Origin of the sequence: Salmonella sp. 5800 (assembly GCF_046558195.1) — a bacterium.
GTDB classification, from domain to species: Bacteria; Pseudomonadota; Gammaproteobacteria; order Enterobacterales; family Enterobacteriaceae; genus Salmonella; species Salmonella enterica.
The window spans coordinates 22138-36086 of the sequence record NZ_JBGDOX010000010.1; the positions used below are offsets into that span (position 1 = coordinate 22138).

At 52.2% G+C, this 13949-nt stretch carries 17 protein-coding genes; all 17 read right to left on the reverse strand.

Features of this window, described 5'->3' with window-relative positions:
- On the reverse strand, nucleotides 1-633 hold the full coding sequence (locus ACLJZ5_RS17375) for a phage tail protein I (RefSeq protein ID WP_000359502.1): 633 nt from the start codon (nucleotides 631-633) through the stop codon (nucleotides 1-3).
- Nucleotides 626-1741: a baseplate J/gp47 family protein gene (locus ACLJZ5_RS17380; RefSeq protein WP_000951740.1), complete on the reverse strand. Its 1116-nt coding sequence runs from the start codon at nucleotides 1739-1741 to the stop codon at nucleotides 626-628. The genes ACLJZ5_RS17375 and ACLJZ5_RS17380 overlap by 8 nt, the downstream gene beginning before the upstream one ends.
- The gene (locus ACLJZ5_RS17385) at nucleotides 1732-2091 is read right to left on the reverse strand and encodes a GPW/gp25 family protein (protein ID WP_001093501.1); all 360 of its coding nucleotides are present in this window, start codon (nucleotides 2089-2091) and stop codon (nucleotides 1732-1734) included. The genes ACLJZ5_RS17380 and ACLJZ5_RS17385 overlap by 10 nt, the downstream gene beginning before the upstream one ends.
- Nucleotides 2092-2254: 163 nt before the next feature.
- Complete coding sequence (locus ACLJZ5_RS17390; protein ID WP_031617801.1) at nucleotides 2255-3802, reverse strand: DUF6056 family protein; 1548 nt, start codon at nucleotides 3800-3802, stop codon at nucleotides 2255-2257.
- A complete protein-coding gene (locus tag ACLJZ5_RS17395) occupies nucleotides 3802-4731 on the reverse strand; it encodes a glycosyltransferase family 2 protein (protein WP_000703629.1) in 930 nt (309 codons plus the stop codon). The genes ACLJZ5_RS17390 and ACLJZ5_RS17395 overlap by 1 nt, the downstream gene beginning before the upstream one ends.
- Nucleotides 4728-5090, reverse strand: a complete 363-nt coding sequence (locus tag ACLJZ5_RS17400; RefSeq protein WP_000593184.1) for a GtrA family protein — start codon at nucleotides 5088-5090, stop codon at nucleotides 4728-4730. Before ACLJZ5_RS17400 ends, ACLJZ5_RS17395 begins: the two co-directional genes overlap by 4 nt.
- Nucleotides 5091-5417: 327 nt before the next feature.
- The gene (locus ACLJZ5_RS17405; protein WP_024797326.1) at nucleotides 5418-6140 is read right to left on the reverse strand and encodes a phage baseplate assembly protein V; all 723 of its coding nucleotides are present in this window, start codon (nucleotides 6138-6140) and stop codon (nucleotides 5418-5420) included.
- Between the two features lie 9 nt (nucleotides 6141-6149).
- A complete protein-coding gene (locus tag ACLJZ5_RS17410; RefSeq protein ID WP_024797327.1) occupies nucleotides 6150-7193 on the reverse strand; it encodes a phage late control D family protein in 1044 nt (347 codons plus the stop codon).
- Nucleotides 7181-7390 carry a tail protein X gene (locus tag ACLJZ5_RS17415; RefSeq protein ID WP_001269716.1) on the reverse strand — a complete coding sequence of 70 codons (210 nt, stop codon included), beginning with the start codon at nucleotides 7388-7390 and terminating at the stop codon, nucleotides 7181-7183. Before ACLJZ5_RS17415 ends, ACLJZ5_RS17410 begins: the two co-directional genes overlap by 13 nt.
- Nucleotides 7390-8343 carry a phage tail protein gene (locus ACLJZ5_RS17420; RefSeq protein ID WP_024797328.1) on the reverse strand — a complete coding sequence of 318 codons (954 nt, stop codon included), beginning with the start codon at nucleotides 8341-8343 and terminating at the stop codon, nucleotides 7390-7392. The genes ACLJZ5_RS17415 and ACLJZ5_RS17420 overlap by 1 nt, the downstream gene beginning before the upstream one ends.
- Entirely contained in the window at nucleotides 8343-10709 is a 2367-nt protein-coding gene (locus tag ACLJZ5_RS17425) for a phage tail tape measure protein (protein WP_024797329.1), read from the reverse strand. The genes ACLJZ5_RS17420 and ACLJZ5_RS17425 overlap by 1 nt, the downstream gene beginning before the upstream one ends.
- A 96-nt stretch (nucleotides 10710-10805) precedes the next feature.
- Entirely contained in the window at nucleotides 10806-10934 is a 129-nt protein-coding gene (locus ACLJZ5_RS17430; RefSeq protein WP_001651222.1) for a GpE family phage tail protein, read from the reverse strand.
- A complete protein-coding gene (locus ACLJZ5_RS17435) occupies nucleotides 10894-11211 on the reverse strand; it encodes a phage tail assembly protein (protein ID WP_001003640.1) in 318 nt (105 codons plus the stop codon). The genes ACLJZ5_RS17430 and ACLJZ5_RS17435 overlap by 41 nt, the downstream gene beginning before the upstream one ends.
- A 51-nt stretch (nucleotides 11212-11262) precedes the next feature.
- The gene (locus ACLJZ5_RS17440) at nucleotides 11263-11787 is read right to left on the reverse strand and encodes a phage major tail tube protein (protein ID WP_000907495.1); all 525 of its coding nucleotides are present in this window, start codon (nucleotides 11785-11787) and stop codon (nucleotides 11263-11265) included.
- Nucleotides 11787-13214, reverse strand: a complete 1428-nt coding sequence (locus tag ACLJZ5_RS17445) for a phage tail sheath family protein (protein WP_024797330.1) — start codon at nucleotides 13212-13214, stop codon at nucleotides 11787-11789. The genes ACLJZ5_RS17440 and ACLJZ5_RS17445 overlap by 1 nt, the downstream gene beginning before the upstream one ends.
- Complete coding sequence (locus ACLJZ5_RS17450) at nucleotides 13204-13401, reverse strand: hypothetical protein (RefSeq protein WP_000875314.1); 198 nt, start codon at nucleotides 13399-13401, stop codon at nucleotides 13204-13206. Before ACLJZ5_RS17450 ends, ACLJZ5_RS17445 begins: the two co-directional genes overlap by 11 nt.
- Nucleotides 13398-13853, reverse strand: coding sequence for a Gp37 family protein (locus ACLJZ5_RS17455; protein ID WP_000449438.1), 456 nt, complete (start codon nucleotides 13851-13853; stop codon nucleotides 13398-13400). The genes ACLJZ5_RS17450 and ACLJZ5_RS17455 overlap by 4 nt, the downstream gene beginning before the upstream one ends.
- Nucleotides 13854-13949: the final 96 nt, after the last annotated feature.

The following is a 13949-nucleotide window of genomic DNA, read 5'->3' on the forward strand; positions in this document are numbered from 1 at the left end:
TTACTCCGGGTAAATAGATGTAATTTCAAGGCTCCATTGCCCTGTACCGAAATAGAACGGTTTAGTTTGTTGAACTTCCAGAACCTGGAAGGGTAAGACGGTCGTTATTTCTCCACCGTAAAGCGCGCTGCCGATAACAGGAATAGCGCTTTGGTTAATTATCCAGACAATTAACGCTTCCAGCTTTGAGCGCACGTTCTTATACTCATGAATAAGATCGACCAGGTTATTAAACAGATTTTCATCCATGCCCTGGTTAATTAGCTCAATTTCAACCTTAAAAAAATAAGCCTTACCGCCATACTCAAACCATTCGGAAATCGTGCCGGGTAAGGATAATATTTCCAGAACGCGGCGAACGGCCCAGGGAGTTCCTTTATATTTATGCAGTTCAATCGCCTGTTTAATTAACTCTCGTTTCTCCTGTTCATTGGCGGCAAATAGCCAGCCCTCCAGCCCCTGAACATGAAACTGTCCGGCCAACGAGGGCAGTGCCGAGGCATCAACGATATCCACCAGATAGACCAGCAACGCCGTCAGGTCGATTTGCGCAAAGCGTTCGGCGGCAATATTCGCCAGAATCGAAAAACGTTCGTCGCTGGCCAGCGGCGGCGGCAGAAGCAGTTTATCCATCGCTGACCCCGGCAATCGTCACGTCAATGGCCGTGCATTCCGCCCATTCGTGTGCCTGCAATACCTTTTTCGCGGGCATATCCAGCGCCACGTCGTAAACGCCATCAACCTGCAGCACTTTAATTATCTGGTTTGGCACAATGTCCTGGCCCAGCCGGGTCTGGCGCGAGCGCGTCCATGTATTAATCGCTTCACGCGCGGCGGCAAGCGTCGTCTCCTGATCGGCGGTGGTAAACAGCGTCAACCGGGCGCGGATCTGATAAGGTACGCGCGGAGAACATTTAGCGCTCACCTTATCGGTTAGCGGGCGCTTTTTCTCTTTGCTCACCTCCCGTTCGATCTGGGCAAGAAGCTCCGGCCCCGGCAGTCCGTTCAGGGTCAGCGGATAGAGTTCCACGCAGCCTTCCGCCAGCCCTTCATCCGGCCCCAGCACCGCCACGTCGATAATCGACTGGCTGACCGAGAGCGTATGGAAGCGATAGGCGCCATAGCTGCCCGCGTTGCTGAAACTTTCCGGCGCTAGCTGGACGCGTTTACGTAGCGCGTCGTCGTTCTCTTCGCCGCAGCCGCCACTTGAGGCCGTCAGATTGGTGACGCTGAGATCGTAATTGCCTACCCGATCCACCAGCGCGCTGATTTGCGCAGGTTGCCAGTTATTGCCGGATTCACCGGTCGCTACACAGGTTGCAGTTACCGCAACGCTCAGGCTGCCCGCAGGCAACACAACATCTTCGTCGGTGGCGAACATCACGCTATCCGACGCGCTGGCGCGAGTCCCTTGTGGAATCACCAGGTTACTTTTAGCCGCTTGAGTAACAGAAAACTGTAGCGTGGTTTTCGCCGCCTGAGCGGGTAGACGATGAACGCCAACCAGCTCGCCTAAATAATCCAGCATGGGCGCACGGGAATACGCGACCAGGTTTTGCTTCGCCGCCTCCTGGATGGCGATGCGGACAAGGTTTTCACGATAAGCAAACAGGTCAATGAGCAGCCGCTCAGCCTGTGCCGGGTAGAGTTTTTTACCGCTGGCTTCTTCATATTGCGCAATCATCTCGCTGGTGATTTGCGCGGGATCGCGGTCAATAAAGTCGGGTTCGGCTATCGCCATAACACCTCCGTTGAGTTGATTACGCCGTCTGCGGCGCGCCATTGCACGCGTAACGTCAGGTGTTCGCCGTCAATCGTCGGCGTCACCTTCAGCAACCGGCAGCGGGGTTCCCACATGCGAATCGCTTCCACCGATTCGCGAACAACGTGCGGAATGGCCCGCTCGATCGGGTAATCGATATAGCGCCACAGATTGCTGCCAAAAAGCGGCCTGTGGGGATCGCTGCCGCGCGGCGTGCGCAGAATGATGTGTATTGCCTGATGAATATCATCCAGCCCGCAGACGTATTCTTCAGGACGTTGCAAGGCAGGTTGCCAGTGCAGGGTCGAGGGTCGTGTTTTCGTGTTCATGAGGCTATTTTCGCCTTCCGGCGGGGGGAGAGATATTAAAGCGCTTTAAGGAAATAATTGATGGCGGGGTCAGAATGTGTTTTGCCCGGCGGCGCTTCTGCGCTTACCGGGCCTGTGTTGATACACATTTTGTTAAATGGCGAAGATCGCGTTTTACGTAAAGTTAAAATGAAATTGCTGTAATTTCACCTTTGTCTACAGAAGCGTAGTACCAGAATTCATCATTGATTTCTGCGTGCTTCATTTTTTCAACTGGAATCGTTTTCTGCCGTCCATTAACCGAGAGTGTGATCGAACCCGTTAGCTGCTCCCGGCTGATAATAGCGAAATCCCCGCGGGTGTTGCTATAAGCCGTCGTTTCATTGGAAAGGCTGTGCTTCGCTCCATTAGCGATTACAGAATAATCAAAATTGACTTTCTTTTTGAAAATAGCTTGTACATGATAATACTCGCCGTAAACAGCAGGATCATGGAATAAACCAAAATGACCACCGCTATTTTGCAACTTGACGAAATAATAGTCAGGGATGATAAACTTCTGTTTACCTGCCGCTATTTCTTTAGTAATGATTTTTTGTCTTACGATTTCCTGTCCGGCCGTTTTTTTATAACCGTTAAGCATCAATGAATAGGACCAAAGGAATACGATACCACAGAGAACAGTCACGGCAGTTACGCCGACGACTCCAGCCTTAACGCCGCTTTTCAACAGGGCGTAAGCGATGAAGGAGATAGCTAAAAGGAAAAACATAAACGTACCGTTCATAACCCGATCGGGGTAGGATGGCGACGCGAACATAATTAAGGAAGTGCTAATACCTATACATACGACTAACGCAGCGCAGATAAGGGACGTTTTATCAATTTTGGCGCGAATCTGCTTATTGAATATGACCAGTAAGACCAGCAATAACAAAACAACATAAGCTATCCAGATCAGCGCCAGATGGTTATGAACGCGTTCTGTTAAGTGAATGAAAATACGTTCAAAAATCGGCCTTCCATACCAGAATTCTTTGCCGCTGGCGCGGATGAAATTGCCCGGAGAAAGTATCAATACGCATGAACCTGCGATTGCACAGAGACTATAAACTATCTTATTGCGCGAAACAGATTTGTTTTGCCATAACTCGTATGCAATGGCCAGAACAGAAATAAGCGAGACGAAAGGTGAGACGCTTTCATTGGAACAGCCTGCCATAAAACTTAGTAATGCAACCCACGGGCTGATCGCTTTACTGTTTTTTATTGTTATGGTGTAAAAGAAGAACAGCCATGCAACAACGAACAGATTCGTCCACAAATAATTCGCAGCACCAACGATCCAGAAAGTGGTTTGACCCAAATTCGGGTTCGAAATCCAGTAAGTGAAGAATATTAGTGGGAATAATAAGTAGTCGGATTTATTCCAGCGTAATGTACCTGAGGGTGTCTTCACAATGAAATAACAAAATACCAGTGTCGAAACGGCAGCGCTGATGGAATACACGAGTTGAGAACGTGTATACAGGATGAGTGCGCTGGTGTAATCAGCTATAATCCTGCCACTCCATGTCATATAATGATGAAAATGTGATTCCGGCGAAATTCCTAAAAGGTAATAGCGGTAATCATCAGAGTGAATGGGGGTATACCATTCAATAAGAAAAATGGCCAAAAAAGCCAGTAGTATCATCGCCGTTTTCGGTAATATCTTGAGCATAGTAATCATTATTCCATCATTGTTTTTTTGTTTTTCACGATATAGCGAGGCCTTTGCTTTACCTCCGTGTAAACGCGTCCGATATATTCACCCATGATGCCTATGCCGATAAGCTGGATGCCGCCTAAGAAGAGAATCGCGGTCATAAGCGAAGGATAACCAGGAACAGGGTTTCCCCACATCAATTTATCAATGATCATCCACATGGCATATATCAGGGAGAGGGCAGAAACGCTCACTCCTATATACGTCCAGATACGCAAAGGGAAAGTAGAAAAACTTGTAATCCCCTCCAGCGCCAGGTTCCAGAGTTTCCAGCCATTAAATTTTGAGCTACCTGCGACACGTTCAGCACGGGCATATTCGACAACATCTGTTTGACCTCCAACCCATGAAAGTATACCTTTCATGAAAAGGTTACGTTCTGGTAATAGCTTGATATTTTCTACAATCTCGCGCGACATCAATCGAAAATCACCGACATTCTCTTCAATCTTTGGCGTACTGATTTTGTTATGCAGCCTGTAGAACCACTCAGCGCTTTTACGCTTCAGGTGGCCATCCGTTGAACGATCGATACGCTTAGCCAGCACCATTTCTGCACCAGCCTGCCATTTATTGATCAAATGTGGGATTACTTCGATGGGATCTTGTAAATCAACATCGATAGGGATCACCACATCTCCGGTCGCGTGATCTAATCCGGCAAAAAGTGCAGGTTCTTTACCAAAATTGCGGGTAAATGAGATCGGAACAACAAGAGGATCGGCAACAGCTAATGCGCTGATGATTGATTCAGTCGCATCGTGACTCCCATCATTAACGAAGATAATCTCAACGTCATAAGGTTTAAGTGAACTGTATTCTCTGACCGTTTTATAGAAAATAGGGATCGCGTCCTCTTCATTAAAGACGGGAACCACTAATGAAATTTTCATTTCTCATTCCTGAAAACAATGAATCTGGAATATAAAAATCCGCAAATAAGGCTAATTGCGGAAAATACAATGAGCGTAAAAATGGGAGGCATAGCACACTTGTCGCCTGTCCATCCCACGACGGCGCTCAGCACGCCCATAAAACCGACGTACAGCAAATAACGTCCGGTTGATACGCTGGCTCCAAAGGTAAACCGGGCGTTAGCGAAAAAACTAAAACTGACAGCGACAGCAAAGCCCGTTACGTTTGCCAAAGCCTGACTTGTTTGAAATCCATAGACGCAAAGGGCAAAGATAGCCCAGTGCAAAGCAGTATTAAGTACGCCTATCGAAACGTACTTTATAAATAATTTTATCATTATAGCAATCAAGAAGTTGTAATTCAGCGAAGTCTACCAGACAAAACTGAGAGGATCATTCCTGAACAGCAGATTTTATGTAAGCAGGGCGAAGTTAAAGTAAAAAAATAACGCTAGTTTTCCAATATACATATATGCAATATTTGCAGCGCAAAGTGATTACATTTTCATCGGAAATAGCGCGGGAAAAGGGCTTAATCACGTTGCGCTGAAATAAATATCCTCCAGCAATTTGCCCGGTGGCGCTTCTGCGCTTACCGGGCCGGTGTTTATGCACCTTTTGCAGGCTGGATAAGGCGAAGCCACCATCCAGCAGCAATTTGCAGGTTAGTGAGAGTGGTGGTTGGAGTTGCCGCCGCTGTCCATCACTGAACCGCTGGCGTTAACGTTGCCGAGGACATTCACGTTGCCGGTAATCACCGCGCTGTTTCCGACGCCGCCGCTGCCTGCCATACCGCCAAGCCAGGTGAGTTTTTTCATCACGGTAACGTCGCCGGTAAAGGTGCTGAGCGGCGCATCGACGGTGACATTCAGCGCTTTAATGCCCGTATGGGGCGCTTCCACGTTGACATCTACCGCCTTGACGCCCACGGAGGTGGCCGCCACGTCTACGGTTTCTGATATCACCGTGACGTGCTGCGCCCTGACCTCTACTTGCGGTGAAGTAAGCTGCGTACGTTCCTTCACTTCAATGACGATTTTTTCTATGCCGCCGTTGACGGTGAGCTGGTGTAACGCACGGTCATATTCAAAGGCCGCGCCGTCGGAAAACTGCACGTAGCGTTTGTCGCGCGAGGTCAGCGGCGCGGTATCCACGCTGGAGTAGACCGCGCCCAGCACCACCCCATCCTCGCCGTTGTCGTCGAGCAAAACCTCCACCTGTTCGCCAATATCCGGCAACCAGTAATCTTTGTTGTCCTGCGTGTTGCGTTGCAGCACCGCAAGCCAGTTACTGCGCAGGTTATCGCACTCCGGTAGAGTGACTCTGACGCGCACGGCCGCCTCATCAATATCGCTGATAATGCCCGTCTGGCGGGTAACGCCTTTCATATTGTCTCCTTACTGGCTGGTTGCCGGTCCGCGTGAAATGTCGATTTCGGTAGTGTAGCCGCCGCTGCGCGTGAGTTTGTGCATGGATTTATCAATCAGCCACTGCCCGGAAAACACGCCAAAATCGCTCAGTTCTATCTTGTTGCCCGCCGTCAACTGCGGGCAGCCCATCATGCTGAGTGTGCCGGTTTGCTGGTATTCGTTGTGGCTGTCCAGCGCGGCGTTGGCTTTAGCCTGTGCCGCGCCGGTATCCGGAGCGCGACTGTTGATCTTCAGGGTATCGGCGCTGGTCGCCGCACCGCGCGCCGGGGCTTTTTTCTGGCTGTCATGGGTGTAAATAACCAGTTCTTTTTGCTTGCTATTTTGATGTTGCACGGTGGCGTTTTTGTAGATCCGGTTGATGGTATCTTTGAACGTGTAGTGCGAAATATCCGTCCGCCTGAGCGTCTTCACCGGCGCCAGACAGCGTAGCGTCGGCAGATGCGAAAAGATCAGCTCCGTCGCCGTCACTTTCACGGTATAGCCATATTCACTCGCCAGCCGTTTGAGAAACGCCACGTCGGTTTCGGCATATTGCGTAACCCGATCAATCGTCAGCGGCGCAATCTTGCCCACCAGCGTTAAACCGTGTTTTTGCGCGATGCGACTGGCGATGGCGGAAAGCGTCGTCTCCTCAAAGCCCTGGCTGTTTTTGGTGCGTAGCGCTTTGCTGACCGAGGTGGCGATACCGTCGATATTGACCGTCGAAGGCGGCGCGCTGATATCAATTTTATCAATGATATAGGTTCCGCAATCGAGCAGATCTTCGCCCTGGTAGCCCAGGCGCAGCGCCAGCGTGTCGCCTTTTCCCGGATACCATTCGTTTACCCAGCGCCCGGCGCTATCTTCCAGCGCAATGGCAATAACATCCGACTCGTTTTTAATGCTATCGCTGTAACTGATGCTGGTGACATAAGGCGCGATGTCGTAAGTGATCTCTTTATGTCCGTACCAAAGGGTAAAAATGGGCGTCAGGGTGGCGAACACCCCGCCGGATACCGTTATCTCAGCCATGGCGGTAGCTCCGGGGTCGTTTGCGTGACGCTGATAACCGGGATGATCAGCCGCACGCCTGACGGCAAAACCGGCATAATAGCGACGTGCGGATTGGCCGCGATGATGCGTTCGTAGGCCAGCGCATCGCCGTAATAGCGCCAGGCGAGATTATCCCAGCGTTCGCCGTCGGTGGTGACATGTTCAAGGTAGCGCATTACAGACTCCTCGTAATATCGGCGGCGGCAAGCTGGCTCACGTCGGGCGCGCTTGTTTGCAGCGCGCCGCGCGCCTGATTGACCAGCGTCGCGGCGCTGTCGTAAGTCGCTTCCGCGACGCTGCTGGTGATGGCGTCAAACAGCGATTCGGCGTGTTCGATAAGCGTGCCGGCATCGCCCGCGCATTCGCGGATCCCCGGCAGGCTGTCGATCAGTTCCTGCATTTTCGCCGCCAGCGCTTTCGGCAGCCCGGCCAGCGTTTGCAAATCCAGCGGCTGCTGGAACAGCGCGTCTATCGAACTCATGGTTTTTTTCAGCGAATCGACGATATCGCCGCATTTTTCTTTCAGCGCTTTGGCTTCCTTCACCAGTTCTTTCGCCTGGGCGATCGTTTTTTTGATGTCATCAATGGCGTCGGCCACCTCATCCATCATCTCTTTGGCTTCACGCATACCCTCTTCAACGGCGCTCAGCAGTTCATCGAACCAGGAATCGCTAACGTCGGGAAGCTCATCCAACATTTCGTCAATGTTCGGTTCCTGGGTGGTGATGGCCGGAGGCAGCAACGGGCTCTTCGGATCGCCGGTGTACTCCTGTAGCGACAGACTGCCGCCCTGGGCAATGACGTTACCGTAAGGATCGGTGTGTTGGTGGGTAGCGGTCAGATCGGTAATCACGAACCAGCCGCGATAATCGCCATTGCCGAACACCAGCGCCATCGCCTGGTGCGCAGTCATCGCTTCCCGCAGACGGTTCAGCTCGGTGGCCGGCTGGCAATACTGACTATGAAAGTTGAATTTCAGGGTGATTTTGTCCAGCTTATCGCCGATAAATTGTACGCCCGGTTTCCCTTCAATACGGGCATGGCTGGTATAATCCACGCCCATCGTGCTTTCAAATTCGTCCCAGTAAGCGACGACGTCAAATTCTATTTCGCCTAATACGGCATACATTATGCGTACTCCCGGCGCCGTTGTTGCGCCATGACATCGTTAATCATTCTCTCCAGCTCGCGTTTACTCAGCGACAGCACGTTGTTGATATCTTTGGCGGCATTCGCGCCGCTTCCCTGCACGGTAACCTGCGGGGAAAAGTGTACCTGCACGTTGCTTTGCGCGCGGGGGGGCAGCGTATAAGGTTTCCCGCCGGATTTGCCGGGAAGCGCGGCTGGCGTCGGCGGCGTGGCGGCGCTTTTCGTCTTCACAGGCTGCGGCGAGGCCATCGTTTTGGCCGTGGACGCCAGCGGCGTTGTCACCGCTTTCGCTCCCGATGCCAGCGGCGCGCTGGCCTGTTGCGCGACCATTGTTCCGGCAATACCGGGGACGGCGGCGGCGACAGACGGCATTTCAGCGCTGATGCCCAGCGCGCTTTTCGCCCAGTCGGGGATCAGCGCTTTTATCTTCTCAATCGCCCCGCTCAGGAAAGGAAGCGCATTCAGAATGCCGTTGATCAGGCTATCGAGAATATTGCCGCCAAATTCGCTGAAACTGGCGGGGAGTTCAATGCCAAACCAGTCCAGTACGCCGGCGAAGGCGCGGTAAAACAACCCCAGCGGCGACCAGTCGAGAATCAGACGCGTGACGCCGGCAATGCCTCCGTCAACGGCGGTTTTGATACGCTCCCAGACTCCGGCAAAGAAACCGGAAATCGGTTCCCAGTAGCGATAAAGTAAATAGGCGGCGCCTGCGATAGCGGTGATAGTCAGGCCGACAGGGTTCATCAGCAGCGCCCGACCCAGCCAGATAAACGCCTGGCCGACCAGCCGTAGCCCTTTTATCAGGCCATTTCCCAGCAGCATCGTCAGGCTTTTCGCACCGTTGCCAAACGATTTCAGAACCGACAGCGCGCGACTGCCGCCGCCCAGCGCCAGACCGGCTTTGACCTTCAGGAAGATATCGATCAGGCGAATAAACGGTGACGCAATGAGGTTTGCTCCCAGCCTGAGAATATTCAGCGCCCCGTTGAACAGCCAGATTACGCCAACGACTTTGGCGACCCCTTGCACCAGCGCCGGATTTTCCCGCAGCCAGGCGCTGAACTGCCGCACCAGCGGCGTGATGCTTTGCGCCAGTTCGCCAATGGCGGGCATCAGCTCCAGACCGACGGTCAGCCACAGATCGTTAAGTGAAAGTTGTAACGCTTTGGTCTGTTCTCCGGGCGATGTCATTTTCGCGGCGAAGTCATCATCAATAAAATGTTGCCCCGCCGCCTGCATTGCGGAGGCTTTTAGCTGGCGATATTCGTCCATATTCGCCAGCATCGGGGCGAGAAAATCCCGCGTTTGCGCATCGCCGAACATCGCGCCGAGGTTAAATTTCTCCGTCATGGCCTGTAGCGCGTCGCCGCGCGCGGAAAGATCCTCAATCTTCATGGTTTGCCTGAAGGTGTCGAGGATCTGCGGGTTCATTTTCTCCAGTTGCATTTGCACGATGTGGGTCATCGCTTCCGTCACGCCGATCCCGTTTTGCTGATGTTCCAGCAGCGATCCCTGAAGATCCACGCCCTGGCGGGCAAACCAACTGTCCGTCTCTTTCGAGAAGGCGGATTTCAGGAAATGGTCGAAATTCGCTGCCGCCGCGCCTGCGTCAGGGGCGTTTTTCATGGCGATTTGCATCGTTGCGGTCAGTTCCGCAATGCCTTCTTTCCCCTGAGCGCCGGTTTTTCCGGCAAAGGCGTTAATCCACTGGGTTTGCTCTGCAACGGAGCCGCCGCCGCTTTTTGCCCCGCTGTACAGCATATTTTGCGCAAAACGGAAGTCGTCAGGGGCAATGTTCAGTTTGTCGCGAGTGGCCAGAGCCGCCTGCGCCCAGCTTTGCGCGCTGTCGCGGGAGGCGGTCGCGGCTTTGGCGATATCGGGCATGTAGCGGCTAAGATCCTGCAATGCGCTGACGCCGCCTTCGATCATCGTGGCGGCGGCGCTTTGCAGATCTTTTTGATCCTGATTGAAATCAAGGCTCCAGTCGCGGATATTCAGGCTCAGGGCGTCCCGCGCGGTGTTATTCATGCCGCCTTTCGCCACCATATCGACCATGTTGCCCTGAAATTCGTAAGGCAGCTTCCAGTCGGGAGTCTCAACGTTCAGGAGCTTGCCGAGCTGTCCGGCGAACGTTTGTGTTTTTTCCAGCAACCCGGCGCGCTGCTTATCGTTCTCTTCCCGGCGAAGGGCAGAGTTAGCGAGCTGTTGCGTAAGCCGGGTGATTTTTGTTTGCTCAAAGCTGAGCGTGTGCAGCGTGCTGGCGTTGAGTGAGCCGTAACGGGCTATTGCCTGCGTCAACGTCTCATTACGCGCCTGAAGCTGAGTAATAATGTCGTTGGCCAAAATAGTGTCTCGTATAAGTTGCCCGGTAACAGGCTGCTTGCCGGAAAAAGGACAGGGAAGGAGTGAACCGGGCTTGGGTCAGGAAACCCGCAGGCATTAAGTCTGCGAGTCGTATTCGTGTTTAATTTGCGCGCTGGCTTCGTCCAGCCAGCAGGTAAAATCGTCAACCGACAGCGCGTCAATTTCACTGGGCGGAAAGCGAAACCACCTCGCCAGCAGCGCCATTGCCTGCCACAGTTGCTGTGGGTTCTGTAGCCATGCTAAGCATGGCCTGAAATCGTTTCTGCAATGCCTGATAGTCCAGCAGATCCATTTCCGCCAGATCTTCGGTTACCAGCCCGGTCATAGCCGCCATCAGCGGCTCATCCCACTCTTCCGGTTTATCGCTGGCGCGTCGCGCGGCGCGCATATCTTTTACCTTCAGGCGACGTAATTGCAGAACGTCGATACGTTCCCCGGCGGCGGAGGTAAACGGGAATTGCAGGGTATATTTTTCGTTCATGGTGTAGTCCTTATTCGTCGTGTTAAATTCGGGGCCGTAGCCCCGAAGTAATTAACCGCCAATATTATTGCGGTAGGCATTTAATTGATCCGTGCCATTTACGCGGAAAATATTCGCCAGATAATCCAGTTCAAGAAGCGTTTCACCGTCAACCACCTGTTTAATATAAGTGCAGCCGAAGGCGCTGCTAAATTCCGGGTTTTCATTCTGTTTAAACGTTCCCAGCGGGTTCTTTTTAAACATTACGGTCATATGCGTCACCAGCGCTAACTGATCCGCTTTACCCTGCGAGTTATAACAATCGATACTGGAGCGGCACTGCAATGCCACCGCCTGCCACGGGTTTGCCGTTTTACGCATGACGTCGTGGTAAAACGAGTTCCATTTAATTTCGCCCTCCAGTTTGTCAAAACCGGCAGGCAGCTCAATTTTACCTACCATACCCAGCGCTTTATGCTCCTGCATAATCATACTGATATCAGGTAGTTTAATTTCACTCGCGCGACCTAAAAGATTATTACCATCAAGATAAATATTGGCGTTGGTAATACGGTTAATTTGAATTTTTCCAGCCATTAGCGATTACTCTCCAGAGAAACTAAATATTCAGAGGTAATTTCGGTTTCAAACGTCAGACGTTCCAGCGGCGGCGGCGGGGTGAATTTGTAGTTCAGCAACAGATGCCCGGCTGCCAGTTCAGTCTGTTCGTTACGCGCCGGGTCGTACCAGCATTCAAAACCCAACAGCGCGCCGTCGGCAATCAGCTTGCGGCCCCAGGTGTTCACCGATTCGGTTAGCGCGTCGATCAGCGCCTGGTTTATCGGCATATCCATGTATTGCTGGCTAAAATAGCGAATGGATTCGTTAATCACATCACCAGTACGGCGCACGTTCTCAAAGTTACGCATATGAGTAACCGTCGGCCAGGCAGCGGTACGGTTGCCCCACAGGCGCAAACCGGAGCCATAGCTGTTGAAGACGGTGGTGATGCCGTTTTCGTTCAGTTGATTCACTTCGCTTTGCGGATCGTCGATCATCGCTGACAGCGAGCGCTCTACGCCGGTAATGCCCTGAATTTCCTGATTGGAGTTGCTCCACCAGAAGCCTTTTTCCAGATCCACTTTGGCACGCAGGCCAGCGGCGCGGGAGGAGAGCGGCTCCAGAATCTCTGCATTTGTTGCACTGTCGTAAACTTTGACATGCGGATAGCACAGACGCGCGCGATCGGAACTGGTATTGAAGTTAATCGCCCCCTGCGGGCCGCGCCCTGCCAGAACCTGCTGGAAAGTCGTGCCGATGGGCGCATCAATGTAGGTAATGGCTCCCAGCGCTTCTGCCTGAGCGATAAGCTTAACGGCGACCGAGTTTTGCGTACAAAAGACCGGCGCAATCAGGATCTTCGCGTAAAAACCGAACTGGTTCCAGGTGTCCTGCAACAGCTTCATGCCGGTACGGTCACCCGCGGTGTTTACCGCGCCAACAATATCGGCGGCAGTCACTTTGGTGGGGTCCGCGTAAGTATAATTTACATAGGCCTGAACGCCGGGTTTCAGGTTGGTTCCCATACAGGTGATTTTACCGGTCAGCATATCAATGATGTAATCGGTGCCTTTGATATAAGCGTTTCCGGCGTTCGTGCTGCGGCCAATGTTTATCGTTTGCACGGCCCCGTGCTTGAGTTGAATCTGACCGTTGTCATCAACCTTCACGGTTTCACTGGGAATGGTACTTTTGTGTACCGCCGGATTCAGCACGTTAATCACCACGACCGTCCCTGCACCGTGATCGTAGATCGCCTTCAGCGCCTGCGGGATGGTGAAATTCGCCAGACCTGGGCCAAACTGCGCCGCGTCGCTTTCAGAAAGGCACAGCGTTGGCTGGTTAACCGGGCCGCATGGCGCGGTGCCGATCAGACCAATAACCGCAGATTTAACCGCCTTAACCGGACGTGGGCCGGTTTCGATCTCAATGGTCTCTACACCGTGCAGGTAATTAGCTGCCATGGACAATTTCCTCTTCATTAGTTTCTACTTCTTGCGTAACCACTGGCACCAGGTGACGGCGGGCAATCATGGTGATTACCCACTCGTTATCTTCCGGCAGCGAGATTTCGCTATTGGGCCACAGTAAGACTTCCTGACCGTCGGCGAGCGTGACGCCGCTTGCCGGGCCACTGTAGATATATTTCATTGAATTTCCTCATAATTAACGACTGTAAGCAGGGGGGAGTCCTTGCTTTCCTGTTCCGCGATAAACAGGGTGCTGGCGGTTATATCCAGGGCGTAACGGCAGAAGTTTGCGGCGTCGCCGATATATTTTTCGCTTTCCAGCCAGAGCGGACGATCGCAGTCGGGAAGTTCAATGCCCCCCAACGAGCGACGTAGACGATCCAGCGCGTTTATCGCGTCACTTATTTGCGGAACAATAACGGTGGCGGAAATCCGGATTAGTTGTTTTTGTACCGTGGCATCCGTATTTTCTGGTTCGGCAAAAACCGAACCGCAGTAGTGAATTAATACCGTTACCTGCTGCCCTGTTGGGATATATACTTTCGCATCGGTTGATGAAATATGTATATCCATATCAGGGTTTAATTCACGTAGTCTATTCGCCACGGTATGTACAACAGATAATGTTTCCATATACGCTTTCCTTGATTTACCGGGAGAGATAATATTCTCTCTTCGTTATCGTTCAGACGTATTTTGATGTATCAGGCATCAGGAATCTTTTAATCT